General features: G+C 73.4%; 26 protein-coding genes. 14 read left to right on the top strand and 12 right to left on the bottom strand.

The genetic code is table 11. From position 1 onward, the window contains the following. Positions 1–2: 2 nt before the first annotated feature. Together ACFWMZ_RS19370 and ACFWMZ_RS19375 are read right to left on the bottom strand one after the other, a co-directional pair. Positions 3–818: an SURF1 family protein gene (locus ACFWMZ_RS19370; protein ID WP_383179269.1), complete on the bottom strand. Its 816-nt coding sequence runs from the start codon at positions 816–818 to the stop codon at positions 3–5. An 89-nt stretch (positions 819–907) separates the two neighbouring features. Beyond that, on the bottom strand, positions 908–1,882 hold the full coding sequence (locus ACFWMZ_RS19375; RefSeq protein ID WP_383179266.1) for a DEDDh family exonuclease: 975 nt from the start codon (positions 1,880–1,882) through the stop codon (positions 908–910). A 229-nt stretch (positions 1,883–2,111) separates the two neighbouring features. On the opposite strand from ACFWMZ_RS19375, the gene ACFWMZ_RS19380 reads away from it, so the two are divergent. Further along, positions 2,112–3,002, top strand: a complete 891-nt coding sequence (locus ACFWMZ_RS19380; protein WP_383179263.1) for a sterol desaturase family protein — start codon at positions 2,112–2,114, stop codon at positions 3,000–3,002. 32 nt (positions 3,003–3,034) lie between these two features. Then, entirely contained in the window at positions 3,035–3,703 is a 669-nt protein-coding gene (locus ACFWMZ_RS19385; RefSeq protein WP_383203023.1) for a lysoplasmalogenase, read from the top strand. Between the two features lie 18 nt (positions 3,704–3,721). On the opposite strand, the gene ACFWMZ_RS19390 is transcribed toward ACFWMZ_RS19385, so the two are convergent. The 3 genes from ACFWMZ_RS19390 to ACFWMZ_RS19400 form a co-directional block, all read right to left on the bottom strand. Further along, complete coding sequence (locus tag ACFWMZ_RS19390; RefSeq protein ID WP_383179257.1) at positions 3,722–4,804, bottom strand: CopD family protein; 1,083 nt, start codon at positions 4,802–4,804, stop codon at positions 3,722–3,724. Between the two features lie 70 nt (positions 4,805–4,874). Next, on the bottom strand, positions 4,875–6,296 hold the full coding sequence (locus ACFWMZ_RS19395; RefSeq protein WP_383179254.1) for a CoA transferase: 1,422 nt from the start codon (positions 6,294–6,296) through the stop codon (positions 4,875–4,877). Positions 6,297–6,458: 162 nt separating this feature from the next. Further along, positions 6,459–8,009, bottom strand: coding sequence for a S8 family serine peptidase (locus tag ACFWMZ_RS19400; protein WP_383179251.1), 1,551 nt, complete (start codon positions 8,007–8,009; stop codon positions 6,459–6,461). A 547-nt stretch (positions 8,010–8,556) separates the two neighbouring features. Here ACFWMZ_RS19400 and ACFWMZ_RS19405 point away from each other — a divergent pair. From ACFWMZ_RS19405 to moaA, 3 genes are all read left to right on the top strand, one after another. Further along, the gene (locus ACFWMZ_RS19405) at positions 8,557–8,871 is read left to right on the top strand and encodes a DUF485 domain-containing protein (RefSeq protein WP_018470487.1); all 315 of its coding nucleotides are present in this window, start codon (positions 8,557–8,559) and stop codon (positions 8,869–8,871) included. Further along, a complete protein-coding gene (locus ACFWMZ_RS19410; RefSeq protein ID WP_383179248.1) occupies positions 8,868–10,508 on the top strand; it encodes a cation acetate symporter in 1,641 nt (546 codons plus the stop codon). Before ACFWMZ_RS19405 ends, ACFWMZ_RS19410 begins: the two co-directional genes overlap by 4 nt. Before the next feature lie 213 nt (positions 10,509–10,721). Next, on the top strand, positions 10,722–11,711 hold the full coding sequence (gene moaA, locus ACFWMZ_RS19415; protein WP_383179245.1) for a GTP 3',8-cyclase MoaA: 990 nt from the start codon (positions 10,722–10,724) through the stop codon (positions 11,709–11,711). Positions 11,712–11,791: 80 nt separating this feature from the next. On the opposite strand, the gene ACFWMZ_RS19420 is transcribed toward moaA, so the two are convergent. From ACFWMZ_RS19420 to ACFWMZ_RS19430, 3 genes are all read right to left on the bottom strand, one after another. Beyond that, the gene (locus tag ACFWMZ_RS19420; protein ID WP_383179243.1) at positions 11,792–12,052 is read right to left on the bottom strand and encodes a hypothetical protein; all 261 of its coding nucleotides are present in this window, start codon (positions 12,050–12,052) and stop codon (positions 11,792–11,794) included. Between the two features lie 18 nt (positions 12,053–12,070). After that, a complete protein-coding gene (locus ACFWMZ_RS19425; RefSeq protein ID WP_383203026.1) occupies positions 12,071–13,630 on the bottom strand; it encodes an AbgT family transporter in 1,560 nt (519 codons plus the stop codon). Positions 13,631–13,758: 128 nt separating this feature from the next. Beyond that, complete coding sequence (locus ACFWMZ_RS19430; protein ID WP_383179236.1) at positions 13,759–14,997, bottom strand: amidohydrolase family protein; 1,239 nt, start codon at positions 14,995–14,997, stop codon at positions 13,759–13,761. A gap of 147 nt (positions 14,998–15,144) precedes the next feature. Between ACFWMZ_RS19430 and ACFWMZ_RS19435 the strand changes: the two genes are divergently transcribed. Further along, positions 15,145–16,269, top strand: coding sequence for an Lrp/AsnC family transcriptional regulator (locus tag ACFWMZ_RS19435; RefSeq protein WP_383179233.1), 1,125 nt, complete (start codon positions 15,145–15,147; stop codon positions 16,267–16,269). Positions 16,270–16,551: 282 nt separating this feature from the next. Here ACFWMZ_RS19435 and ACFWMZ_RS19440 read toward each other — a convergent pair whose 3' ends face one another. After that, entirely contained in the window at positions 16,552–16,920 is a 369-nt protein-coding gene (locus ACFWMZ_RS19440; protein WP_383179230.1) for a DUF3099 domain-containing protein, read from the bottom strand. 231 nt (positions 16,921–17,151) lie between these two features. Here ACFWMZ_RS19440 and ACFWMZ_RS19445 point away from each other — a divergent pair, with 231 nt between their 5' ends. Beyond that, on the top strand, positions 17,152–17,424 hold the full coding sequence (locus ACFWMZ_RS19445; RefSeq protein WP_383179227.1) for a GlsB/YeaQ/YmgE family stress response membrane protein: 273 nt from the start codon (positions 17,152–17,154) through the stop codon (positions 17,422–17,424). Positions 17,425–17,495: 71 nt separating this feature from the next. Here the strand turns inward: ACFWMZ_RS19445 and tyrS are convergent, their stop codons facing one another. Then, complete coding sequence (gene tyrS / locus ACFWMZ_RS19450; RefSeq protein WP_383203028.1) at positions 17,496–18,767, bottom strand: tyrosine--tRNA ligase; 1,272 nt, start codon at positions 18,765–18,767, stop codon at positions 17,496–17,498. Positions 18,768–19,045: 278 nt separating this feature from the next. On the opposite strand from tyrS, the gene fabG reads away from it, so the two are divergent. The 3 genes from fabG (at position 19,046) to ACFWMZ_RS19465 (ending at position 21,100) form a co-directional block, all read left to right on the top strand. Then, positions 19,046–19,750 carry a 3-oxoacyl-[acyl-carrier-protein] reductase gene (fabG, locus tag ACFWMZ_RS19455; protein ID WP_383179221.1) on the top strand — a complete coding sequence of 235 codons (705 nt, stop codon included), beginning with the start codon at positions 19,046–19,048 and terminating at the stop codon, positions 19,748–19,750. A gap of 5 nt (positions 19,751–19,755) precedes the next feature. After that, positions 19,756–20,535, top strand: a complete 780-nt coding sequence (fabI, locus tag ACFWMZ_RS19460) for an enoyl-ACP reductase FabI (RefSeq protein ID WP_383179218.1) — start codon at positions 19,756–19,758, stop codon at positions 20,533–20,535. 190 nt (positions 20,536–20,725) lie between these two features. After that, positions 20,726–21,100 carry a hypothetical protein gene (locus ACFWMZ_RS19465; protein WP_383203031.1) on the top strand — a complete coding sequence of 125 codons (375 nt, stop codon included), beginning with the start codon at positions 20,726–20,728 and terminating at the stop codon, positions 21,098–21,100. Positions 21,101–21,126: 26 nt separating this feature from the next. Here ACFWMZ_RS19465 and ACFWMZ_RS19470 read toward each other — a convergent pair whose 3' ends face one another. Further along, positions 21,127–21,810: a FadR/GntR family transcriptional regulator gene (locus ACFWMZ_RS19470; protein WP_383179212.1), complete on the bottom strand. Its 684-nt coding sequence runs from the start codon at positions 21,808–21,810 to the stop codon at positions 21,127–21,129. 238 nt (positions 21,811–22,048) lie between these two features. Between ACFWMZ_RS19470 and ACFWMZ_RS19475 the strand changes: the two genes are divergently transcribed. The 4 genes from ACFWMZ_RS19475 to ACFWMZ_RS19490 all read left to right on the top strand — a co-directional run bounded on the left by ACFWMZ_RS19475 (position 22,049) and on the right by ACFWMZ_RS19490 (position 24,615). Beyond that, positions 22,049–23,356 carry a CynX/NimT family MFS transporter gene (locus tag ACFWMZ_RS19475; RefSeq protein WP_383203042.1) on the top strand — a complete coding sequence of 436 codons (1,308 nt, stop codon included), beginning with the start codon at positions 22,049–22,051 and terminating at the stop codon, positions 23,354–23,356. A gap of 86 nt (positions 23,357–23,442) precedes the next feature. Beyond that, entirely contained in the window at positions 23,443–23,559 is a 117-nt protein-coding gene (locus tag ACFWMZ_RS19480; RefSeq protein ID WP_383179209.1) for an SGM_5486 family transporter-associated protein, read from the top strand. 203 nt (positions 23,560–23,762) lie between these two features. Beyond that, the gene (locus ACFWMZ_RS19485; RefSeq protein WP_383179206.1) at positions 23,763–23,978 is read left to right on the top strand and encodes a hypothetical protein; all 216 of its coding nucleotides are present in this window, start codon (positions 23,763–23,765) and stop codon (positions 23,976–23,978) included. A gap of 82 nt (positions 23,979–24,060) precedes the next feature. Continuing rightward, the gene (locus tag ACFWMZ_RS19490) at positions 24,061–24,615 is read left to right on the top strand and encodes a SixA phosphatase family protein (protein WP_383203034.1); all 555 of its coding nucleotides are present in this window, start codon (positions 24,061–24,063) and stop codon (positions 24,613–24,615) included. A gap of 109 nt (positions 24,616–24,724) precedes the next feature. Here ACFWMZ_RS19490 and serB read toward each other — a convergent pair whose 3' ends face one another. Continuing rightward, positions 24,725–25,954: a phosphoserine phosphatase SerB gene (serB, locus tag ACFWMZ_RS19495; protein WP_383203036.1), complete on the bottom strand. Its 1,230-nt coding sequence runs from the start codon at positions 25,952–25,954 to the stop codon at positions 24,725–24,727. Between the last annotated feature and the right edge of the window lie 205 nt (positions 25,955–26,159).

Below are 26,159 nucleotides of genomic sequence, written 5' to 3' on the forward strand. Positions count from 1 at the left end.
CGTCAGCCGCCGACGGTGGCGGGCTCCGGGTCGGGCGTGCCGCCCTCGCCACTCCCGGCCTGTTCGGCGGCGGCCTCGCGGCGGTCGCGGGCGTCGCGGCGGACCAGGATCACCCAGCCGACCGGGACCGCCGCGGCGAACAGCCACCACTGCACGGCGTACGCCATGTGCGGGCCGATGCCGCCGTAGTCCGGGCCCCGGACCGCCTCGGGACCGTCGGCGCCCGGCGCGGGGGAGACCAGTTCGACGTAGCCGCCGAGGACCGGCTCGCCGAGGGCGTCGGCCTGCCGGCCGCTGTTGATCAGCATGATCTGCCGGTCGGGCAGGCCCTTGAGGTCCTTGATGCCGCTAGTGGCGGTGGTCTCGTCCGGCATCAGCCGGCCGGTGACGGTGGTCTCGCCGGACGGCGGGGCGGGGATCTCCGGCAGCGAGGTCTGCGGCCCGTCGGAGGGGACCCAGCCGCGGTTGACCAGCAGCACGGTGCCGTCGCCGAGCTTGAAGGGGGTCAGCACGTGCACGCCGACCTTGTCGTCGGCGTTGGTGCGGCGGCGCACCACGACCTCGTGCTCCGGGTCGAAGGTGCCCTCGGCGGTGACCTGCCGCCACCGGTCGCCCTCGTCCACCGAGCCGCCGGGGGAGGTGAGGTCACCGACCGGCACGGGGTCGGCCTTGACCGCCCGCTCGATGCGCGCGTTCTGCGCGACGCGGTGCTCGTGGCGGTGCAGTTGCCAAAAACCCAGCTCGATCATGGTGGGGATCAGGAGCAGGAAGACCAGCGTCACGATCACCCACTGCCGGGACAACAGGAAGCGGTACACGCCTTGACGGTACCTGGCGGCCCCGCCGCCCCTCCGCCCGGGCCCGCCCCTTTCGTCCCGCCTCCCACGCCCCCGCCGAAGCGGCCGGTTCAGCCGCCCGGCGCGGGCGCCACGTCCTGGAGCAACTGGCCGAAGGCCGCCTCGTCCACCACCGGCGTGCCGAACTGGCGCGCCTTGACCGTCTTGGACGTACCCGAGTCGGGGTCGTTGGTCACCAGCAGGCTGGTCAGCCGGGAGAGGCTGGTCGCCACGTGCAGGCCCGCCTCGGTGGCCCGGTCCTCCAGCAGGTCCCGCTCGGTCGAGGTGTCGCCGGAGAAGGCGATCCGCATCCCCTGCACCAGCCGTCCGCCCGGCTCGTACCGGCCCGGGTTCGGGTAGGGGCAGGCGGGGCGCCTGCGGGAGGGGCGCCAGGAGGCGGGGCCGCCGTAGGAGGGCTGGCGGCCGATCCGCGGGGTCGCGGGCGGCTCGGACCACTCGGTGAGCGGGCGGCACTCCAGCAGCGGCAGCCGCACCCCGCCCCCGGCGGCGGCCACCAGGCTCGGGCGGAACGCCTCGGCCAGCACGCGGGCGTCGTCCAGCGCGTGGTGGGCGCGCTCCTGGACGACGCCGAAGTGCGCGGCGAGCGACTCCAGCTTGTGGTTGGGCAGCGGCAGCCCCAGCTCCTTGGAGAGGGCGATGGTGCACAGCCGCTGCCGCACCGGGGCGACCCGCTCCGCCCGGGCGTACTCGCGGGCCAGCATCGACCAGTCGAAGGCCGCGTTGTGGGCGACCAGCACGCGGTCGGCGAGGCGCGCCGACAGTTCGTCCGAGATGTCCTTGAAGAGCGGCGCGTCCTGGAGGAGACGGCTCGTCAGCCCGTGGATCCACACCGGACCCGGGTCGCGCTCGGGGTTGACCAGCGTGTACCAGTGGTCCTCCACCCGCCCCAGCGCGTCGAGTTGGTAGACGCCGGCCGAGACGATGCGGTCGTCCCTGGCCAGGCCGGTGGTCTCCACGTCGACCACGGCGTAACCCGTCGGGTAGGTGGCCGGCCAGGCGGATGCGGGCGTGTGGTCTTCGAGCATGGTCGTAGAGAATACGGGGTGCGGTGGACCCCGGTGGTGGGGCGTCTGTCCCTTTGCTCCCCGAGGAGGCGCGGCGCCGGACCTGGCGGGGTGTCAGGTGCCCGTGCGCCGAGGTGGTGCCCCGGGCGCGCACTTGGTGGAATCCGCCAACGGAAGCACCCTTACCTCCGGTAAGTGTTGTGGTGCCGGACCCCTCCCGCCGGGCCGCGCACCGCCTTACCGTGCGGTCATGCCGAACCTGCCCGACGTGGTGCTCTGGTCCATACCCGCCTTCGTCCTGCTCACCGTCGTCGAGATCGTGACCGTGCGGCTCCATCCCGACGAGGAGCAGGCCGGGTACGAGACCAAGGACGCGGCGACCAGCGTCACGATGGGGATCGGCAGCCTCGGCTTCGACTTCCTGTGGAAGATCCCGGTCGTCGCCGTCTACACCCTCGCCTACGAGCTGACGCCGCTGCGGGTCCCGGTGCTCTGGTGGAGCGTGCCGCTGGTCCTGCTCGCCCAGGACTTCTTCTACTACTGGTCGCACCGGGGCCACCACGTCATCCGCATCCTGTGGGCCTGCCACGTGGTGCACCACTCCAGCCGCCGGTTCAACCTCACCACCGCGCTCCGCCAGCCCTGGACCAGCCTCACCTCCTGGCCCTTCTACCTGCCGCTGATCCTCTGCGGCGTCCACCCGGCGGTGCTCGCGTTCTGCTCCTCGGTCAACCTCGTCTACCAGTTCGGCATCCACACCGAGCGGGTCGGCCGCCTGCCGCGCCCGGTGGAGTTCCTCTTCAACACCCCCTCCCACCACCGCGTCCACCACGCCTCCCAGGGCGGCTACCTGGACCGGAACTTCGGCGGCATCCTCATCGTCTGGGACCGGCTCTTCGGCTCCTTCGCCCCCGAGACGGTCCGCCCCGTCTACGGCCTCACCAAGAACATCGAGACCTACAACCCGCTGCGCGTCGCCACCCACGAGTACGCCGCCATCGCCCGCGACGTCCGCGCCGCCACCACCTGGCGCGAACGGGCGGGACGCGTCTTCCGGGGCCCCGGCTGGTCACCCGCCCCGGCACCCGCGCCCGCCGTCCCCGCGCCGGCCGCCCCCGCCACCCCTGAGGCCACCCGATGAGAGCCGGCACCCCGCTGACACCCCGTCGCGCGATGGCCGCGCGCGTGCTGCTGGCCGCCTTCGGCCTGGTCGTCGCCGTCGACCTCGGCAGCCTGCTCGCCGGGCACCCGGAGATCCACCTGGCGGTCAAACCGCTGCTGCTCTCCGTCCTCGCCGCCCACGTCGCCGTGCGCGGCGGGCCGCCGCTGCTGATCGCCGCCGCCGTCTTCGGCTGGGGCGGCGACACCCTGCTGCGCTTCGAGGACGACACCGCATTCCTCCTCGGCATGGGCTCCTTCGCCGTCGGCCACCTCTGCTACCTGGCGCTCTTCGCCCGGTACGGCTCCACGCCGCGCCGCGTCATCCCGCTCGGCGCCGCCTACGCCGCCGCCCTCGTCCTGCTCGTCGTGCTGCTCTGGCCCGACCTGCCCGCCGGGCTGCGGCTGCCGGTCGCCGCGTACAGCCTGCTGCTCACCGCGATGGCGTTCCGGTCGCTGCGGCTCGGGGCCGCCACCGCCGCGGGCGGCCTGCTCTTCCTCCTGTCGGACGCCCTGATCGCCATGGACATCGCCGCCTGGAACACCCCGGTCCCGCACGACTTCTGGGTGATGTCGACCTACCTCGCCGCCCAGTACCTGCTGGTGCGCGGGGTGCTGGGGGCCGCCGGGACGCCGGGGTCCGAGGCGGCACCGGGCCGGCTCCGCCCGGCGGTCGGCGCCTGAGGACAGCGCCCGCCCGCGCTACCAGCGGATCGGTACGGGCAGCGCGGTCAGCAGCGCCGACACCGCCACCACCAGACCGAGCACCGCCACCTCCGCGCGCCCCGGGACGAACGCCGCCCCGGGGTCCCCGGCTGCGACCGCGCGGCGCCGGGCCCGCAGCGCCAGCACCGCGACGACGGCGAGCAGCAGCAGCTTGGCCAGCAGCGTCCGCCCGTAACCGGTCGTGCCGAGCTGCTCCAGCACGGTGTCCGGCGGCATCCGGCGCAGCGTGGAGAGGGTCCCCGTGACCGTCACCGCCGCGAACAGCCAGGCGGCGGCGCGGGCGTAGCGGGCCAGCAGCACCACGCCCGGGGCGCGCAGGCCGTGGCCCTGCCAGAGCCGCAGCACCCGCAGGACGTGAAGCAGGCCGCCCGCCCAGAGCGCCCCGCACGTCAGGTGGACCAGGGTCAGGGCCGAGCCGAGCAGCGGGGTCTCGATCTCGGGATGGGCGCGCACCGCCTCGGCCACCACCAGCACCGCCAGCGGCAGCGCGGCGAACCCGGGCCGCCGGGAGAGCGCCAGCAGCCAGGCCGCCGCGAGGGCGTTGATCTCCAGCAGCGCCAGCACCCCGTCACCGGTGCCGTACAACTCGCCGAAGCGCAGCTCGGTCCAGTTGCGGGGCGGGATGTTGCCGTTGGCGACGATGGCGGAGAGCGCCACCGCCGCGACCAGACCGCACCCGGCGGCCGCCGCCGACCAGGCCCGCGGCACCAGCCCGGCCGGGGCGCCGGGCACCGCCGGGATCATCCGTGCCACCCAGAGCTCGCCCGCCTGGACGCAGAGGGCGGCGAGAAGCACCGTCCGCAGCACCCCGACCGGTCGCGCCGCCGGGGCGACGGCCTCACCGGTGCCCTCCAGCGCCAGGCCGGGACCGAGCAGCGGGACGAGGGCGGCGAGTGTCAGCAGACCCACCACGGCCAGGGCACGCGCCGCGCCGCCGGCCGACGGCACCGCCAACACCCGGGCGGGCGGGGCGGCGTGCGGCCCGGCCGCGGGGGCGGCGCTGTCGGCGGGGCGGGGCGTGCCGACAGGGCCGTCGGCGGGCGGTCGTATGAAGCTCACTACACGATCTTCACCAGGCGTGCGCGGGAACGGCAAGTCCCAGCGGTCAACGGGAGGACCCCCTTCCGGCTCACCCCGCGGTCCCTTCCCAGCGCGGCGCGTCCGTGCCCCACAGGCCGGGTGTCCGGGACCAGTCGCGGGGGCCGCCCTCGAACTCCACGGGGGAGGGGACGTACCGCAGCGTCCCCCGGGCGGTGACCGCCTCGCGCAGGAGCGGCTCCCCGCCGCCGTCCCGGGCGGGCGCCCGTTCCGGTGCATCGGCGCGGAGCAGTCCGTGCGCGGTGCGGGCGAGGCTCAGGCGCAGGAGGGAGCCTTCGCCGGTGCGGTGGCGCCGTGTCAGCGCGCGCAGCACCGCCGCCGCCAGGAGGTAGCCGGTGCCGTGGTCGAGGGCCTGCGCGGGCAGCGCACCCGGCGTACCGTCCGCCGCGCCCGGACCGGCCTCGGCCACCGCGACGCCGCTCGCCGCCTGCACCAGGCTGTCGAAGCCCCGCCGCCCGGCCCACGGCCCGCTCCACCCCCAGGCGGAGAGCTGGGCCACCACCAGCCCCGGCCTGCGCGCCGCCAGTTCCCCGGGCGCCATGCCGGGCAGCGCCTCCAGGGCGCCGGGCCGGTAGCCGGTGACGACCACGTCCGCCGTCTCCAGCAGGCGGCCGAAGACCGCGCGGCCGTCCGCCGTGGCGAGGTCGAGCCGGGCGGAGCGCTTGCCGAGCCCCGTGTCGTCCAGCGCGTCCTGGCTCTCCGGCAGCCACGGCGCGTCGAGCCGCAGCACGTCGGCGCCGAGCAGCGCCAGCGTGCGGGTGGCGACGGGCCCGGCGAGGACCCGCGTCAGGTCGAGGACGCGCAGCCCGGCCGCCGCGTACCCCGGCGCGCGGCCGGACGGCGGCAGCGGGGGAGCGCCCGGCGCCAGGGGCCGGCGCTCGGCCAGGGGCTGCCGGGCCGCCGCCACGCCCTGCGGGTGGCGTGCCCAGGCGGCCCGGTCCCGGACGGCGACGGCCAGGCCGCCCGCCGCGTACACCGCCTCCTCGGTGGCGGCGGCGCCGCGTCCGGCGAGGGCGGCGGCCAGCTCGCCGGGACCGGCGCCCTCGGGCAGGCCGAGCGCGCCGAGCAGCCGGGCGCGGTGGTGCGGGTAGTTGGCGTGGGTGCGGACCCAGCCGTCGGCGGCCCGCCAGAACCCGCTGAGCGGCGCGAAGGTGACGGGCCCACGGTCCTCCAGCCGGATCAGCCGGTCGCTGCGGAAGGCGTCGGCCACGGCCCTGTCGGCCACCCGCACCCGGGGCACGGGCCCGCCGCCGCGGGCCGCCGCCAGCTCGGCCGCCGCCAGGGCGCAGACGGCCACCGTGGCGCGCGCCACGGTGGCGGCGGGCAGCGCGGCCCGGTCCAGCACCGTCGGCGCGCGCTCCTCGGTGATCCGCTCCGTCAGCTCGGCGCCGCCGCCGAGCGCCGTCCACATCCGTACCGTTTCGCCCTGCCGGGCCGTGTCGTCGTCCGCCATGCGGCCATCCTGTCCGAGCGGGCGGGGGAGTACCGGGGTACCGGGCCGGCCCCGGGCAGGCGCGAAGGCCCGGGCGGGGGAGGGAGCTCCGGTCGTGCCGGAGCCCGCGGCCCGTCGCCCGAGCCTTCAGAGGGAGCGCCGGGTGCCGGCCCGGCGCCCGGCTCAGCGCTTGGTGACCGCGTCCAGCGCGTCGGCCATGCCCGCGCCGTAGAAGCCGGCGCCGGACTTGCCGCCCTCGCAGACCGCGTCGGTGACGCCGTCACCGTCGAGGTCGTACGGCTCCGGGCAGGCCATCGTGTCGGCCTGGGCCTTCAGCAGGGCCTTGACCGCCAGGGCCGGGGCCTTGGGGTGGGTCGACTTGATCAGCGCGGCGACGCCCGCGACGTGCGGGCCGGCCATCGAGGTGCCCGCCATGTAGCCGTAGCCGCCGCCCGGCAGGGTGCCGAGGATGCGGCCGTCGACGGCCGGGGCCTCGGGGGTCTGCAGGCTGGTCGAGTCGCCGCCGGGGGCGGTGATGTCGATGACGCCCTTGCCGTAGTTGGAGTACGACGACTTGAGGTTCTTCGCACCGGTGGCGGAGACCGTCACGACGCCCGGCAGCTGGGCCGGGATGTCCAGGCAGGTGCGCGGGTCGATCTCACGGTCGACCGGCACCGAGTCGTTGGGGCTGGTGGCGTCGGGCAGCGTCTTGGCGGCCAGGTCCAGATCGGAGTTGCCCGCCGAGGCGATGTTGACGGCGCCCTTCAGCTCCGCGTACGCGGTGGCCCGGCCGACCGCGTGGACCAGCGCCTTCTGGTCCGGGTCGTCTGTGCAGTTGAACATCCACGGGTCGGTGTAGTAGCTGTTGTTGGTGACGTCCACGCCGTGCTCGGCCGCCCACATGAAGCCGCAGACCACGGCCTCGGTGTAGAAGAACCCGTCCGGCTGCGACACCTTGATGCCGGAGACCTTCACGCCCGGCGCGACACCGGTCATGCCGATGCCGTTCTTGGCCGCGGCGATCTCGCCCGCCACGTGCGTGCCGTGCGCGCTCTCCCCGGCCTGCGGGCGCCAGGCGCCGTCCGCCGTGTCCGGCACGCCGCCCACGCAGTTGACCGAGGCCGCGCGGTCGAAGTTGGCCGCCAGGTCGGGGTGGGTGTCGTCCACACCGGTGTCGATGACGGCGACGGTCACCTTGCCCGACCCCAGCGACTTCTGGTGCGCCTTGTCGGCCTTGATCGCCGGCAGGTCCCACTGGAGGCCCTGCAGCGGGTCCTCGTCGCCGTCGGCCTGCCGGGCCGCCGCGTCCTGCTGCTTCTCGCTCAGCACCGCGGGGGCGCCCATGTCGTCGGTGGACTGCGCGGCGAGCGGCGTGGTCCGGGTCGCCCCGGCGCTCTGCACCCCGGGCACCTTGCGTATCTTCTCGGCGAAGTCGGCCCGCGCCGAGTGGACCACGACGACACCGATCTTGTCGTACGCCTTGAGGACGGTGCCGCCCGCCTTGGTTATCGCTCTCTCGGCGAGGGCCGCGGCGAGCTTGCCCGGCAGGATGTTCACCACGTAGCTGGTCTGCTCGCCGCCGGCGGCGCCCGTGGCGGTCGTCGCCGTCGTGGCTGCGGGGGCCGCCTCGGCCGCGGTGGCCGTGGTGACGGGGACCAGGACGAGGGACGAGGCCACCGCCAGCCCCATCGGGAGGGCGAACGCGCGGCGCGCGCGTGCGGAGGAAGCGGTCATGAGGCTCTCCGAATTCTGTAAGGAGTGCGCACCACCCGGCCGCCCCAGGACGCGTGGACCCCCCGGCCGACCGGAGTCGTGCAAGGGACCCGGCGTTCGTGCACCGTGGACCGACCGCTCGGCGGTGTGACCGCCTGGGCAGGTACATGACGCGTGTGCAGAGTGCAGCCAACCATCAAGGCGCGCGGCCAGCAATGGTCTTCAAGAAGAAATCGGCCTGGCCGTGAACCACTTCGGCCGCGCCCCCGTGACGTTGAACAGGGGACAAGAGCTTGGCCCAACCCCTTACGGATCACGCCCGGGGCACCTAGCATCGCCAACCGTCGCGTGATCCACATCACTGTGAGGTCTGCGCAGAACCATGCCCGTACCCGCTGAACAACCCCTTCCGTCCGGCACGACCGGGCTGCCGGGCCCCTCGGTCCCGACAGAACCGACCGGCCCGGTGGACCCGTCACATCCCACCGCACCCGCACCGCGAGGAGATTCCGTGGCTACCGAAGCCTCTCCCCCGTCGAAGGGCGAAGAGCCCGACAAGCCCCCTTCCATGCCCTCGACGGCGGCGTTCGTGGAGGCGCAGGAAAGCGCGGAATTCGGCGAACTCCGCCGCGCCCACCGCTCCTTCGCCTTCCCCCTGACGATCGCCTTCGTCCTGTGGTACCTGCTCTACGTGCTGCTCTCGAACTACGCGGGCGGCTTCATGGGCACCAAGCTCTTCGGCAACATCAACGTGGCCCTCGTCCTCGGACTCGGCCAGTTCGCCACCACCTTCCTCATCGCCTGGTGGTACTCCCAGCACGCCGCGAAGAAGCTCGACCCGCGCGCCGAGGCGATCAAGGCCCGTCTGGAGGGCGACGCATGAGCACCACGACCACGCTCGCGGCAGCGGCGGTCCACCTCGCCGACAACGAGGCCAGCCAGCACCGCCCGCTGATCATCACCCTCTTCGGGCTCTTCGTCGTCGCCACCCTCTTCATCACCGTGTGGGCCGGGCGGCAGACCAAGAACGCCTCCGACTTCTACGCCGGCGGCCGCCAGTTCACCGGCTTCCAGAACGGCCTCGCCGTCTCCGGCGACTACATGTCGGCCGCCTCGTTCCTCGGCATCGCCGGTGCCATCGCCCTCTTCGGCTACGACGGCTTCCTGTACTCCATCGGCTTCCTCGTCGCCTGGCTGGTGGCGCTCCTGCTGGTCGCCGAACCACTGCGCAACTCCGGCCGCTACACGATGGGCGACGTCCTCGCCTACCGCATGCGCCAGCGCCCGGTCCGTACCGCCGCGGGCACCTCGACGATCGTCGTCTCGATCTTCTACCTGCTCGCCCAGATGGCCGGAGCCGGTGTCCTCGTCTCCCTGCTCCTCGGCATCACCAGCGACGCGGGCAAGATCCTCATCGTCGCCCTGGTCGGCGTCCTGATGATCGTCTACGTGACGATCGGCGGCATGAAGGGCACCACCTGGGTGCAGATGGTCAAGGCCGTCCTGCTCATCTTCGGCACCCTGCTCATCACCTTCCTGGTCCTGCTGAAGTTCAACTTCAACATCTCCGACCTGCTCGGCACCGCCGCCGAGAACAGCGGCCACGGCGCCGCCTTCCTGGAGCCCGGCCTCAAGTACGGCCTGACCCCCACCTCGAAGCTGGACTTCCTCTCGCTCGGCATCGCCCTGGTGCTCGGCACCGCCGGCCTGCCGCACATCCTGATCCGCTTCTACACGGTGCCGACCGCCAAGGCCGCCCGTAAGTCGGTCAACTGGGCCATCGGCATCATCGGCGCCTTCTACCTGATGACCATCGCCCTCGGCTTCGGCGCCGCGGCGCTCATCTCGCCGGAGGAGATCACCAGCTCCAACAAGGCGGGCAACACGGCGGCGCCCCTGCTGGCCCTGCACATCGGCGGCGTCGACTCGACGTGGGGCGCGATCCTGCTCGCCACCATCTCCGCCGTCGCCTTCGCCACCATCCTCGCGGTGGTCGCCGGGCTCACCCTCGCCTCGTCCTCGTCGTTCGCCCACGACATCTACGCCAACGTCATCCGCAAGGGCGAGGCCACCGACAAGGAGGAGGTCCGCGCCGCGCGCTGGGCCACCGTCGCCATCGGCATCGTCTCCATCGCGCTCGGCGCCCTCGCCCGCGACCTCAACGTCGCCGGACTGGTCGCCCTCGCCTTCGCGGTCGCCGCCTCGGCCAACCTCCCGACGATCCTCTACAGCCTCTTCTGGAAGCGCTTCACCACCCAGGGCGCGCTGTGGTCGATCTACGGCGGCCTCGCCTCCTCGGTGGTGCTGGTCCTCTTCTCGCCGGTCGTCTCCGGCAAGGAGACCTCGATGTTCCCGGGCGTCGACTTCGCCTGGTTCCCGCTGGAGAACCCGGGCCTCATCTCCATCCCGCTGGGCTTCCTGCTCGGCTGGCTCGGCACCCTGCTGTCGAAGGAGACCCCGGACAAGGAGAAGTACGCCGAGCTGGAGGTCCGCTCCCTGACGGGCACCGGCGCGCACTGACCCGCCTCCCCGGCGCACCCGGCCGGCCGCCACGGCCGGTGACCGGCACCGCGACGGAGCGTGTCCCGGGCGGCCGGGTCGTGGAGGTCCCCACGACCCGGCCGCCCCGCGCGTGCCCCCTTCTCGTGCGAATCGGGCCTCTGCCGTTCGCCCTCGCCTCGCGTACGCTCGCGGGAGAGACGGAACGACGATCACAGGGAGCGGGCGCGGCACATGCTCATCGACACCTACGGCCGAGTCGCCACCGACCTGCGCGTCTCCCTCACCGACCGGTGCAACCTCCGGTGCACCTACTGCATGCCGGAGGAAGGGCTGAGCTGGCTCGCCAAGCCCGACCTCCTCACCGACGACGAGATCGTCCGGCTGGTCCGCGTCGCGGTCACCGTGCTCGGCGTCACCGAGGTCCGCTTCACCGGCGGCGAGCCCCTGCTCCGCCCCGGCCTGGTCTCCATCGTCCAGCGGTGCGCCGACCTGGAGCCGAGGCCGCAGCTCTCCCTCACCACCAACGGCATCGGCCTCGGCCGCACCGCCCACGCGCTGAAGGAGGCCGGACTCGACCGCGTCAACGTCTCCCTGGACACGCTGCGGCCCGACGTCTTCAAGACCCTCACCCGGCGCGCCCGCCACCACGACGTCCTCGCCGGACTCGCCGCCGCCCACGAGGCCGGGCTGACCCCCGTCAAGGTCAACTCCGTCCTCATGCCCGGCCACAACGGCGACGAGGCCCCCGACCTGCTCGCCTGGGCCGTTGCGAACGACTACGAACTGCGCTTCATCGAGCAGATGCCGCTCGACGCCCAGCACGGCTGGAAGCGCGAGGGCATGATCACCGCCGGGGACATCCTCGCCTCGCTGCGCACCCGCTTCACCCTCACCGAGGAGGGCGCGGACGAGCGCGGCTCCGCCCCCGCCGAACGCTGGCTGGTCGACGGCGGCCCGCACCGCGTCGGCGTCATCGCCTCCGTCACCCGGCCGTTCTGCGCCGCCTGCGACCGCACCCGGCTCACCGCCGACGGCCAGATCCGCACCTGCCTCTTCGCCTCCGAGGAGACCGACCTGCGGGCCGCGCTGCGCTCCGGCGAGCCCGACGAGGAGATCGCCCGGATCTGGCGGCAGGCGATGTGGGGCAAGAAGGCCGGCTCCGGCCTCGACGACCCGTCCTTCCTCCAGCCCCAGCGCCCCATGTCCGCCATCGGCGGCTGACCCGCACCCCGCGTACGACGACGGCCGCACCCGCGTGACAGGGGTGCGGCCGTCCTCGCGTACGAGCCTGTACGAGCGGGTCAGCGCGGCTCGGGCGGTGCCTCCCAGTCGGCGAGCGGCACCACGTCCTTGAGGAAGCCGCGCACCCCCAGGAACTGGGAGAGGTGCTCGCGGTGCTCCTCGCAGGCCAGCCACGTCTTGCGCCGCTCGGGCGTGTGCAGTTTCGGGTTGTTCCAGGCCAGCACCCAGACGGCGGCGGCCCGGCAGCCCTTCGCCGAACAGATCACGGCGTCGGGCTGCCGGGCGGCACCGAGGGGCCCGGGAAGGTCGGGGAAGTTCACCCCGCGACCCTAACGCGCTCACTCCAGATGGATCCCCGCCCCCGGACCGAGCGGCAGGTCGAAGGCGTAGAAGAGCCCCAGCACCGCCAGCCAGGTCACCAGGAACGGCACCACGAAGACCGCCAGCCGCGACATCAGCGTGCCGAGCTGCGCGCTGGGCTCGTACCGCTTCAGCAGCGCCAGGGCGAGGAAGAGGTACGGGTTCAGCGGGGTGATCATCTGGGTGGCGGAGTCGGCTATGCGGAACGCGGCCTGCGTGAAGGCCGGCTCCATGCCGATCAGCATGAAGGTCGGCACGAAGACCGGCGCCATCAGCGACCACAGGGCCGAGCCCGAGGTGATGAAGAGGTTCAGCACCGTCACCAGCAGCACGAAGAGCACCACCGCCGTGAACCCGGTCAGCCCCACCGACTCCAGCAGCCCCGCGCTCTCCACCGCCAGCAGCGTGCCGACGTTCGACCAGTTGAAGACGGCGATGAACTGCGCGATCACCAGGATCAGCACGATGTACGAGGCCATGCCGGTCACCGACTCGGCCATCATCCTCGGCACGTCCGCCGCCTGCTTCACCGTGCGGGCCACCACGCCGTAGACCACGCCGCCGATCAGGAAGGCGCCGAAGAGCAGCGGCACCACACCGGTCAGCACGGGGGAGGGGACCAGCGCCCCGCCCTCGCCGCGCAGCGGACTGACCGGCATCAGCCACACCGTCAGCACCACCGCCGCGTAGAGGGCGACGGCGGCGCCCGCCGCCAGCAGGGCGCGGACCTGGAGCGGGGTGACCTCGGCCGAGTGCTCCTCCTCGCCCTCCGGCGCCGAGCCGTCCCCGGTCGGCTGCGGCAGCCGGGGTTCCAGGACCTTGGTGACGAGCAGCCCGCCGACCAGCGCGAGCAGCAGGCTGGCCGAGGCGGTGAAGAAGTAGTTGACCAGCAGATGGGTCGCCACCTCGGCGCCCATCGGCAGCACCTGCGCGGCCTTCTCGGTGATCCCCACGTAGAGCGCGTCCAGCGCGCCGACGGTGAAGCCCGCCGCGTAACCGGCGCAGACGCAGGCGAACGCGCCGATCAGCCCCGCCACCGGGTTGCGCCCGGCCGCGCGGAAGGCGATGGCGGCCAGCGGCGGGATGACGAGCATCGCGATGTCGCTCATCACGTGCGCCTGGCAGGCGACGAACGCCACCACGTACGGCAGCACCCGGACCGGGGCGCGGGCGATGGTGGCGCGGACGGCGGTCTCCAGCAGACCGGCCCGCTCGGCCACACCGACCGCCATCATCATCAGCAGCACGGTGCCCAGCGGCGGGAAGCCGGTGAAGTTGACCAGCGCGTTCTCCAGCAGCCAGCTGATCCCGGCGCCGGAGAAGAGCCCCTTCACCTCCAGATGCTCGGCGGAGCCGGGCACGGTCACCCCGGCGCCGGTGGCGGCGAGGACCGTGGAGACGACGCCGAGCACCAGGAAGAGGACGGTGAAGAGGTAGAAGGGGTGGGGCAGCTTGTTGCCGAAGCGCTCCAGGCCGGTCATCAGCCGGTCGAGTAGGCGTCCGGCCCCGTTGTCGGGCGCGGTGGCGGTGTCCTGCACTGCGGCGGCCTTTCGAGAGGGTGAGGGACGGGGGAGGGGGGACGGCGGTGCGGGCCGGCCCGGGTGCCGGTGGCGGGCGGCCGGGTGCGGCGGGCGGCCCCCTGCCGCACCCGGCGCCCCTTCGGGGGTCAGCCGCGCGGCAGGGTGTCCTTGCGGATCACGCCGGACTGGGCGACCAGGCGGACCGAGGCGGGATCGGCGAGGGTGGCGACGTCGGCCAGCGGGTCGCCGTCGCAGACGACGAGGTCGGCCTCCTTGCCCGCCTCCAGTGTTCCGACGCGGTCCTGGAGGCCGAGCAGCTCGGCGGCGACCCGGGTGCCGGCGGCGACGGCCCTCTCGGGGGACATGCCGAGCGCCACCAGGTGCATCAGCTCCCGCAGGTTCCGGCCGTGCGGGACCATCGCGGAGTCGGTGCCCAGCGCGATCTTCACGCCGTCGGCGATGGCCGCGGAGATGTTCTCCTTGGTCACCCCCGACCAGCGGACCTTCTTCTCGTAGTGCGAGGGCTCCATCCGGCTGCGGTCGATGCCGTCGAAGACCGTCGACAGGGTGGGCACCACGTACGTGCCCAGCTCGCCCGCCAGCTCCCGCGCGTGGGCGTCCAGCCCGTAGCCGTGCTCAACGCTGGTGACGCCGCCGCGAATGGCGTTGAGGATGCCGGCCGTGCCCTGCGCGTGCGCGGCCACCGGGCGGCCGCCGTGCCGGGAGACCTCGTCGACGACGGTGCGGATCTCCTCCTCACTCAGCCCCTCGTCGTCGGGGTGGTCGTGCGGGCTGCTCATCCCGCCGGTGGCGCAGAGCTTGATCACGTCGGCGCCGTCCCGCAGCAGCCGCCGTACCGCCACCCGCACCTCGTCGGGGGAGTCGGCGATCTCGCTCAGCCCGGCGGACGGGTCGAAGCCGCCGGGCAGGGTGAAGTCCGAGTGGCCGCCGGTGTGGCCGAGCAGCCGGACCGCGGTACGGATCCGCGGCCCCTCGGCCAGCCCCTCCTCGACCGCCGTGCGGTACCCGGCGGGCAGGCCGCCCAGGTCGCGCACGGTGGTGATGCCCGCCTCCAGGGTGCGCCGCATCCGGTCGGCGGTCCGGAAGACCTCCACCGTCGGGTCGAGCCGGACCCGGTTGCCCAGGTCCTTGGCGGTCTCCACGCCGAGGTGTACGTGGCAGTCGATGAAGCCGGGCAGCACGGTCCGCCCGGCCACGTCCACGACCCGGTCGCCGGGCGCCGCCTCGGGCGCGCCCGCCGCCGGGCCGACGTACCGCAGCACACCGTCCGCGTCGGCGCACACCACCCCGTCGGTGACGGGGGCGGCTCCGGTTCCGTCGACGACGCGGGCGCCGGTGATCCTGAGGGGGGTGGCGGTGGTCACAGGTGACTCCTTCTCCAGCCGGCGGCGCGAGGCGGCCGACCGCGGTCGGCGGCGCCTCACGCCGGAACGTGCGGTTGACGGAGCACGCTGGAACGCCAGGATCACGACACGGTTTAATCGCCTGATCCGGTCAGAGGGAGAGAACCGATGCGGGAATCCATCACCGAGGGCGCCCACGAGCAGCCGATCGATCAGCCATGGGCGGCCCCCGAACGGCTCTGGCCAAGGCCCGCCGCGCCGCCCGGCCCCGGGGACGCGCCGCTGCCGGTCCTCACCGAACTGGACCTCGCCGTCGTCAACGCCCTCCAGATCCAGCCGCGCGCCCCCTGGTCCCTGGTGGGCGAGGTGCTCGGCGTCGACGCGGCGACCGTGGCCCGCCGCTGGAAGCGGCTCGGCGACTCCGGCACCGCCTGGGTCGACGGCTACTGGCCGCCCGCCGACGACGGGCGGGTCCGCGCCCAGGTCGAGATCGTCACCGAGGCCGACCGCTCCTGGGAGATCGGCCGGATCATCGCCCACGACCCGGAGACGATGAGCGTCAAGCACACCTCCGGCGCCCGCGACCTCCTCGCCATCGTCTGGGCGTACGACATGGACGGCCTGGTCGACTACATCGGCGGCCGGATCGCGGCCCTGCCCGGGGTCCGCCTCACCCGCACCCACGTCATCACCGGCGCCCCCTTCGAGGGCAGCCGCTGGCGGCTGCGGAGCCTGTCGGCGGGCCGGCGCGCCCGCCTCGCCCCACCCGCCTCACCAGCCAGACCCGAACCGGTCACCCCCGTCGACCGGCGGATCGCGGTGGCCCTCGGCGAGGACGGGCGGATGCCGCTGGCCGAGCTCGCCCGGCGCGCGGGGACCAGCGTCGCCACCGTCGGCAGGCGGGTGCGGCGGCTGGTGGGCAGCGGGCAGTTCGTGCTGCGATGCAGTCTCGCGCGGCCGCTCACCGGCTGGCCCGTCTCGGTGGTCTACTTCGCCTCAGTCCCGGCCGAGCACCTCGACGCGGCCACCGCCTCCCTGCGCACCCTGCCCGAACTGCGGCTCTGCACCGTCACCGCCGGACCGCACAACCTGATCCTCGACGTGTGGCTGCGCGGCGTCCCCGAGGTGCACACCCTGGAGGCCCACCTCGTGCAGGAACTGGCCCACTTGCGCTTCCGCGTCGACGACCGGGTGATGGTGCTGCGGACCGAGAAGAACGTCGGCCGGGTCCTCGACCGGCGGGGCCGCAGCCTGCGCGCCGTCCCGATGGAACTCCCGGACGCGCTGGCCTGACGCGGCGTCAATGCGCCGTACACACGCGGCGGTTGCGGAGAGGAGTGGGGGAAGAGAAAACGACGCCGGGCAGCCACGGGGGGAGCTGCCCGGCGTCGGTCCGTCGCTCCGACGGGGGATGCGGAGCGCTTTCGAAGTATGTCACGGGGCACCCGCCGCGGTGCACCGGAACAACACGATTGATCTGAGCTTTTCTTGAGGTTCCCGCGCGGCGGACCAACGGCCCGCACAACACCCCAGCTCAGACCGGGTGCGCTCGCCGCGCGTCGCCGACGGCCGGACTCAGGCGGAGGGAGTCGCTCCCTCGCCGCGCGTCCCGCCGGACTCCCGCCCGGGCGTTGCGGGCAGCTCGTATGCCCCCGAGGGCAGCGCCTTCAGGCCGGAGGGTACGTACGCGTCGGGCAGCCCCGGAGCGTTCTCCCGCCCGGCGTTGGCGATCACCACCGCCACGTACGGCAGCAGCACGCCGAGGACGAGGGCGCCGATCGCCACGTACCGCTCGACGTTCCACAGGGCCGCCGCCGCGATCACCGCCAGCGTCCGCACCAGCATGGCGATCACGTACCGCCGCTGGCGGCCCCGCACGTCGTCCGCGAGGGACTGCCGGGCCCCGGTGATCCGGAAGACCTCGGCTCCGCGCTGCTTCCGCATCCGCTCCGCCACCCTTCCTCGCCCCCACGGGGGCCGGGATCAACACCAGGTCCGTCCGGAGCACCGCAGAACGGTTCCGGCGCCTCTCAGATTACGCCCGCCCACCCGCGCGGGCACCGGCGGGTGGCCTGACAGCGCCCCGCCGAAGTGCTCGACATGCGGCGCACGCTCCCCGGGCGGAGACTGAGGCGACAGTACGCCTCAGTACGCCTCACCGGCCGAGGAGGAGACATGAGCTGGTTGTGGGCCATCATCGTGGGCCTGATCCTGGGTCTGATCGCCAAAGCGATCCTTCCAGGGAAGCAGCAGATCCCGATCTGGCTGACGGTGATCTGCGGAATCATCGGCAGCGTCATCGGCAACTCGGTGGCCAGCGGGATCGGCGTCGAGGATACCAAGGGCATCGACTGGATCAGGCATCTGCTCCAGCTGGCCGGTGCCGTCCTCATCGTCTGGATCGGCGACATCATCTGGGCCAAGTTCAAGGGCAGGTCACGCGCCTGACCTGACAGGCGGAACGCGTGATGCCCCGGCCCCCGCGAGGGGGACGGGGCATCACGCGTACGCGCCGCGACTCAGCGGGTGATCTCCACCGCGGCCAGGTTCTTCTTGCCGCGCCGCAGCACCAGCCATCGGCCGTGCAGCAGATCCTCGGGCCCGGGGACGGCGTCCTCGGCGGTGACCTTGGTGTTGTTCACGTAGGCGCCGCCCTCCTTCACCGTCCGGCGGGCCGCCGACTTGCTGGCGACCAGACCGGTCTGAGCGAGGAGGTCGACCACCGGGGCGAAGCCGTCGGCCCGCACGTGCGGCAGCTCGTGCAGGGCGGCCTCCAGCGTCGCCGCGTCCAGTCCGGCCAGCTCGCCCTGGCCGAAGAGGGCCTTGGACGCCGCGATCACCGCCTGGCACTCGTGCTCGCCGTGGACCAGCGTGGTCAGCTCCTCGGCCAGCGCCCGCTGCGCGGCCCGCGCCTGCGGACGCTCCTCGGTGACCTTCTCCAGCTCCTCCAGCTCCTCACGGCTGCGGAACGACAGGATGCGCAGGTACCGCGAGACGTCCCGGTCGTCGGTGTTCAGCCAGAACTGGTAGAAGGCGTACGGCGTGGTCATCGAGGCGTTCAGCCAGATGGCGCCGCCCTCCGACTTGCCGAACTTGGTGCCGTCCGCCTTGGTCATCAGCGGCGTCGCCAGCGCGTGCACGTGGGCGTCCGGGTGCAGGCGGTGGATGAGGTCGATGCCCGCCGTGAGGTTGCCCCACTGGTCGCTGCCGCCCTGCTGGAGGGTGCAGCCGTGCTGCTCGTACAGCTTGAGGAAGTCCATGCCCTGGAGGAGCTGGTAGCTGAACTCGGTGTAGCTGATGCCCTCCTGCGACTCCAGGCGGCGGGCCACCGACTCCTTGGTGAGCATCTTGTTGACCCGGAAGTGCTTGCCGATGTCCCGCAGGAACTCGATGGCCGAGAGGCCGGCGGTCCAGTCCAGGTTGTTGACCATCCGGGCGGCGTTGGGCAGTGCCGGGTCGAAGTCGAGGAAGGGCTCGATCTGGTCGCGCAGCCCGTCGACCCACTCCGCGATGACCTCGGGGGAGTTCAGGGTGCGCTCGGCGGTCGGGCGCGGGTCGCCGATCTGGCCCGTCGCGCCGCCGACCAGCGCCAGCGGGACCAGCCCGGCCTGCTGCAGCCGCCGCATGGTCAGCACCTGCACCAGGTGGCCGACGTGCAGGCTGGCCGCGGTCGGGTCGAACCCGCAATAGAAGGTGACGGGCCCGTCCGCGAGAGCCTTGCGCAGAGCGTCTTCATCGGTGGACTGGGCGAACAGCCCGCGCCACTTCAGCTCGTCGACGATGTCCGTCACGATCCACTGTCTCCTTGAACGATACGAAGGGGGAACCACAACCCCCCGGCCAGTGTATGGGCGCCCGGCGGCGCCCCGGAGCCCGCCGGCTCCTGCCCCGGCCCGCCGCGACCGGATTCCGGGCCGTCGCCGCCCGGCGCCCGGGGAGCCCGACTGTAGGGACCCGACAGTGCGGCTCTTCCGCCCCTGTCGGTGACCGATTCTTTGGTTCACACCGCGTAGCGATAGGTTTTCGGCTGTAGTCGCTCCCGTACAACCGCAAACGAAAGGGTGATCCGTTGAGCCGCTCGGTTCTCGTCACCGGAGGCAACCGGGGCATCGGCCTCGCCATCGCCCAGGCCTTCGCCGACGCAGGCGACAACGTCGCCATCACCTACCGCTCCGGTGAGCCGCCCGCCGGTTTCCTCGCCGTCAGGTGCGACATCACCGACGCCGAGCAGGTGGAGCAGGCCTACAAGGAGATCGAGGAGAAGCAGGGGCCCGTGGAGGTGCTGGTGGCCAACGCCGGCGTCACCAAGGACCAGCTGCTGATGCGGATGACCGAGGAGGATTTCACCTCCGTCCTCGACACCAACCTCACCGGCACCTTCCGCGTGGTCAAGCGCGCCAACCGCGCCATGCTCCGCGCCCGCAAGGGCCGCGTCGTGCTGATCTCCTCCGTCGTGGGTCTCCTCGGCTCCGCCGGACAGGCCAACTACGCCGCCTCCAAGGCCGGGCTCGTCGGCTTCGCCCGTTCCCTCGCCAGGGAGCTCGGCTCGCGCAACATCACCTTCAACGTCGTCGCCCCGGGCTTCGTCGACACGGACATGACCAAGGTCCTCACCGACGAGCAGCGCGCCGGGATCGTCGGACAGGTCCCGCTGGGCCGCTACGCGCAGCCCGCGGAGATCGCCGCCGCCGTCCGGTTCCTCGCCTCGGACGACGCCGCGTACATCACTGGAGCCGTCATCCCCGTTGACGGCGGATTGGGCATGGGTCACTGATCGCCATGAGTGGACTTCTCGCAGGCAAGCGCATCATCGTCACCGGCGTCATCACCCAGGCGTCCATCGCCTTCCACGTCGCCCGCCTCGCCCAGGAGGAGGGCGCCGACGTCGTCCTCACCGGCTTCGGCCGCCTCTCCCTGGTGGAGCGGATCGCCAAGCGCCTCCCCAAGCCCGTCCCGGTCATCGAGCTGGACGTGCAGAACGAGGAGCAGCTCGCCACCCTCGCCGACAAGGTCGCCGAGCACTTCGGCGACGACGCGGGCGTGGACGGCGTCGTGCACTCCATCGGCTTCGCGCCGCAGGACGCCCTCGGCGGCAACTTCCTCAACACCCCCTGGGAGTCGGTCGGCACCGCCGTGCATGTCTCGGCGTACTCCCTGAAGTCGCTGACCATGGCGCTGCTCCCGCTGCTGGAGAAGCGCGGGGGCTCGGTCGTCGGCCTCACCTTCGACGCCACCCTCGCCTGGCCGAAGTACGACTGGATGGGCGTCGCCAAGGCGGCTCTGGAGTCCACCAGCCGCTACCTCGCCCGCGACCTCGGCCCGAAGAACATCCGCTGCAACCTCGTCTCCGCCGGACCGATCGGCTCCATGGCCGCCAAGTCCATCCCCGGCTTCGAGGACCTGGCCACGGTCTGGGACGAGCGCTCCCCGCTGACCTGGGAGCTCAGCGACCCCGAGCCGGCCGCCCGGGGCGTCGTGGCGCTGCTCTCGGACTGGTTCCCGAAGACCACCGGCGAGATCGTCCACGTCGACGGCGGCCTGCACGCCATCGGCGCCTGACCTCGGCGTACGTAGGATCCGACGCCCCGTCCCCCGCGCACAGCGGGTGGCGGGGCGTCGCCCGTTCGGGTGGCCCGGCGGGCGGCCCAGGGGCCCGGAGCGCAGGGTGGAGCACGAGTAACCCCTTGTGGTGCAGCAGCGCCTCCGGCCCACCGGCCGCGGGCGCAGTACGGCCGAGGAGGTCCCTCTCGTGTACGCGTCCCCGAGCCCGCCACGCCCCGCCGCCCCCCGGCTGACCGCCCGCCGCCCGCGCGCGGCGGCGGCCGCGGTCGCGCTGCTCCTGCCGCTGCTGACGGCCTTTCCGGCCCGGGCGGCCGACGATGATCCGCCACCGCGCCCCTTCGGCGCCCACTGCCGGCTTGCCACCGAGGGCGCCGAGGTCACCGGCTCCTGCCACAACCCGTACCCCGAGACCGACCAGGTGCGGCTGCACGTGAGGTGCGCCGCGTGGTGGGACATCGACACCGACGGCCCGCCCCGCGAGGTCGGCCCGGCGCGGACGGTCGAGCTCTCCGGCCGCTGCTGGCAGGCGGTCCACGCGGCCTGGGTCAGCCACGCCCGCTGAGCGGACCAGGGCTTTCCGGACGCCCCTCAGCGCTGCCAGAGCCGTCCGGGGCGGCACATCAGCGGGTAGGTGGCGGCCTCGGCGCCGGCCCGGTCGGCGTCGCCGTCGCGGATCGCGTCGACCAGGCGGGTGTGGTCCATGTGGTTCTCCGGCTGGAGCTGGTCGCCGATGTCGCCCCGCAGCCAGTGCCGCAGCACCTCGCCCAGGTCGGCGTAGAGCGCGGTCAGCACGTCGTTGTGGGAGGCCGAGACCACGGCGAGGTGGAAGGTGGCGTCCGCCTGCACGAACCGCTCGGCGTCCCCCGACTCCCAGGCGTCCTCCCGGCGGGTGAGCAGCGCGTCGAGCTGCTTGAGGTCCTTCTCGGTACGGCGTACGGCGGCCAGCTCGGCGGCGCTCGACTCCAGCGTGGCCCGCAGCTCGGCGATGTGCCGGGGGTCGGCCTCGGCGAACCTGCGGTGCATCACCCCGGCGAGTTCGCTGGCGGCGACCACGTAGGTGCCCGAGCCCTGCCGGATGTCGAGCAGGCCGTTGTGGGCGAGGGCCCGTACCGCCTCACGCACCGTGTTCCGGGCCACCCCGAGCTGTTCGACCAGCTCGGGCTCGGTGGGGATGCGGGAGCCGACGGGCCACTCGCCGGAGGTGATCTGCTGGCGCAGCTCGGCGATGACCTGCTCGGACAGGGCCGAGCGGCGGGGCGAAGTCAGCGGCATGTCGGACCTTCGTGCGGTCGGGCCCCGGCGCCGGAAGGGTGGTCCGGCGGCCGGGTGCGGTGGGACGTGGAGGGGCAGCTGTTCGGAGGGGCGGACACAGACGGTATCGAAAGGAGCCGGGAGCTCCGGCGGCACTGCTGCTGGGTGAGCGCCCGGCGAGGCTCCTTCCGGCCGCCGGGACGCGGTGTCCGGTCACACGGTCGGACGATTGGACAACCAATCATCCCATGAATCTATGATGGATCCCATGGCACGTGAGGACACCGACACCGAGACAAGGACGGCCCCCGCCACGACGCGGCCCGCACCCACCGAGCAGACCCCCGCCCCCGCCGGCCCGCCCGCGGTCCGCACCTGGGCGGTGCGGCTCATGCCGCTCGCCGTCGTCCTCGCCGCGCTCAACCTCCGCCCCGCCATCACCAGCCTCGGCGCGCTCCTCGAAGAGGTCCGTGACGGACTCGGCATGAGCGGCAGCGTCGCCGGACTGCTCACCTCCGTGCCCCCGCTCTGCTTCGCCCTCTTCGGCGTCATGGCGCCCCGGCTGGCCCGCCGCTTCGGCCCGCCCGCCGTCGTCTGCGCCGGTATGGCCGCCATCGCCGTCGGCCTGCTGATCCGGCCCTTCACCGGCTCCACCCCGGCGTTCCTGCTCTTCAGCGCCCTCGCCCTGATGGGCATCGCGGTGAGCAACGTGCTGATGCCGGTCATCGTCAAGCGGTGGTTCCCCGACCGGGTCGGCTCCATGACCGGCCTCTACTCCATGGCGCTCGCCGTCGGCACCTCCGCCGCGGCCGCCGTCACCGTCCCGCTGACCGGCGCCCTCGGAGACGACTGGCGCTTCGGCCTCCTCGTCTGGGCCGCCCTCGGCGTCGCCGCGGTCCTGCCCTGGCTGCTCTTCGTCCGCGAGCGCCACGAGTCGGCGGCCCCCGCCTCGGGCCCCGGCGCTCCGGCCGCCCGGCTCAGCATGGTCCGCAGCCCCACCGCCTGGGCGCTCGCCGTCTTCTTCGGCCTCCAGGCCACCGGTGCCTACATCACCATGGGCTGGATGGCGCAGATCTTCCGCGACGCCGGCGTCGCCGCCGGCACCGCCGGTGTCCTGCTCGCCGTCACCATGGCCATGGGCATCCCGCTCGCCTTCGTCATCCCCCGCGTCGCCACCCGGCTGCCCCGCCAGGGTCCGGTCGTGGTCGGCCTCGGCGCCTGCGGCCTCATCGGCTACGCCGGGCTCTACCTCTGGCCGGTCGGCGGCGCCTGGATCTGGGCCGTGCTGCTCGGCGTCTCCAACTGCGCCTTCCCGCTGGCCCTCACCATGATCGGCATGCGGGCCAGGACCGGCGCCGGGGTCGCCTCGCTCTCCGCCTTCGCCCAGAGCACCGGCTACCTCATCTCCATCCCCGGCCCGCTCCTGGTCGGCGTCCTCTACCAGCACAGCGGCGGCTGGGGCCTGCCCATCGCGCTGATGGCCACCCTGATGGTGCCGCAGATGGGCGCGGGCATCCTCGCGGGCAAGGACCGCGTCATCGAGGACGAGGCCGCCGCCCGCGCCTGACGCGAGGCCGCCCGCTCGCGGGGAAGCCCCGCGCGCCACGCCCACCCGGCTCCGGTCCCGCGAGGGCGCGATGCGACACTGGGCCCATGGGCGTACTGGAACCGAACCCCCCGAACGGGCAGCGCAAGTTTCTCGGCGTGCTCGGCGCGATGCTGGTCATCAGCGTGATCATCGGCGTGATCGCCACCGTCGCCTCACCCTGAGGCGTCCCGGGCTGGTCCCGTCCCCCGCCGGGGGTGGGGCTGGCCCCACCGTCCCCTAGGGGGCGGGCCTCAGGGACGACTGGGTGGAACGCCTGATGGGCCCGGCCGCCCCTGCCGCGTACGTTCGAGGAGTGCGGTCACCAGCCCCTCCCGTCGGCGCCGCACACCGTCTTGTACGCGTGCGACCGCTGCCAGGAGGCGCCATGCAGGCCCCGACGACCGACCCTCTCGGGCCGTCCTCCGCCCCACCCCGCACGCACCCCGGCCTGCCCTGGTGGGCGCTGGCCCTGCCCGCCTTCACCTTCGCCGCGCTGCTGCTGCTCGCCTTCGGGCCCACCGCCCCCTCCGCGAGCGGCGAGGCCGTGCTGCCGCAGCTCGTCGAGCGGGTCCAGCAGACCCTGGCCCACCGCCCCGGCTGACCCGCGCGGGCCCGTCACCCGAAGTGGTCGCGGCCGCCAACTCCCTGCGCCGCACCGCGCGTTTCATGCGAAGCTGGGAATCATGAGTGCCGCTGAGTCGTCCACCGGGACCACCCCCGGACCGTCCCCCGTCCGCACCATCGCCGTCGTCCGCCACGCCAAGGCCGAATGGTCCGACGGCAGCGACCACGAGCGTCCGCTGACCGACCGGGGCCGCCTCGACGCCCCCGCCACCGGCCGCAGGCTCGCCACCACGGGCCTCCCCTTCGGCCTGGCCCTCTGCTCCACCGCCACCCGCACCCGCGAGACCTGGCGCCTCGCCGTCGCCGAGCTGCCCCGGCGCCCCAGGACCGTGTACGAGGAGCGGGTCTACGAAGCCTCGCCCGGCGAGCTGATCTCCGTGCTCAACGAGGTGGACGACGACGTCCAGAACCTCGTCCTGATCGGCCACAACCCAGGCGTCCAGGGTGCCACCGAGGTGCTCGCCGGGACGGCCGAGCAGGAGGCCGCCGCGGTGATCGGCCGCCGCGGCTTCCCCACCGCCGCCCTCGCCCTGCTCACCTTCACCGGCCCCTGGAAGAGCCTGGAGCCCGGCTGGGCCACCCTCACCGAGTTCTGGACCCCGCACCCGGGCTGACCCGCCCCCGCCGATCCGCTCGGAACGGGCTCCGACGCGCCACGGACCGGCCCCCGTCGCAGGGGGCCGGCCCGTGGCGCGTACGGCCGGTAAGGGGGAGGGGGTGTGCTCAGGCGTCGAGGGCGTCGGCCGCCTCGACCTCCTCGCGGGTGATGCCCAGCAGGTAGAGGACGGTGTCCAGGAACGGCACGTTGACCGCGGTGTGGGCGGCCTCGCGGACCACCGGCTTGGCGTTGAAGGCCACGCCCAGACCCGCGGTGTTCAGCATGTCGAGGTCGTTGGCGCCGTCGCCGATCGCCACCGTCTGGTTGAGCGGCAGCCCCGCCTCGGCCGCGAACCGGCGCAGCAGCCGCGCCTTGCCCGCCCGGTCCACGATCTCCCCGGTGACCCGGCCGGTGAGCTTCCCGTCGACGATCTCCAAGGTGTTGGCCTGCGCGAAGTCCAGCCCGAGCCGCTCCTTGAGGTCGTCGGTGACCTGGGTGAACCCGCCCGAGACCACCCCGACCTGGTAGCCGAGGCGCTTCAGCGTCCTGATCAGGGTGCGGGCGCCGGGGGTCAGCCGGACCTCGCCGCGCACCTTCTCGACCACCGACGCGTCGAGCCCCGCCAGCAGCGCCACCCGGGCGTGCAGCGACTGCTCGAAGTCCAGCTCGCCGCGCATCGCCGCCGCCGTCACCTCGGCGACCTCGTCCTCGCACCCGGCGTGCGCCGCGAACAGCTCGATGACCTCGTCCTGGATCAGGGTCGAGTCGACGTCCATCACCACCAGCCGCTGCGCCCGCCGGCCGAGGCCCGAGGCCATCACGGCGACGTCCACGCCGAGCGCCGCCGCCTGGGGCGCCAGCGCGGTGCGCAGCGCCTCGGTGTCGGCGCCGGAGACGGCGAACTCCACTGCCGTCACCGGATACTTGGCGAGGCGGAAAATGCGGTCGATGTTGCCGCCGGTCTCGGTGATCCGGGCCGCTATGGCGGCGGCCGAGTCGGAGGTCAGCGGGTTGCCGAGGACGGTGACGTGAGAACGGCCGACGCCGCGGGGCCGGTTGTCGCCCGTACCGGAGATGATCTCGGCCTGGAGCCTCAGCGACTCCGCCCAGTTGTGCACGGTCGCCCGCAGCTCTCCCTCACTCACCCCCGCCGGCTCTGTCACCAGGGCGCACAGCACGATGCGCCCCCGGGTCACGACCTGTTCGATGTCGACCACGTCGACGGAGAAGGCCGCGAGAGTGTCGAAGAGGCCCGCGGTGATCCCCGGGCGGTCCTTGCCGAAGATCTTGACGAGCAGAGTGGGGACGTCGGCGGCCTGGGCGCCGGTGGTCTCAGGGGGCTGCGATGCGCTCATGGTGGTACTACCGTAGCGGGCCGTTTTTCTTGGAGCTTCGCTCGCCTCCGGGGCGCCACATGGCTCCTCTTTTTGGAGCTTCGCTCGCCTCCGGGGCGCCACATGTCGGTGCCGAGACGCCCGACGTGCGCGAACCCGTAGCCGCCCGCGCGCGCCGGGCGGGACCGCCCCCCCGCGCCCCAAACGCTCCCCGCGGCCGCATGTG

This window comes from Streptomyces sp. NPDC058373, assembly GCF_042723275.1.
GTDB lineage: Bacteria > Actinomycetota > Actinomycetes > Streptomycetales > Streptomycetaceae > Streptomyces.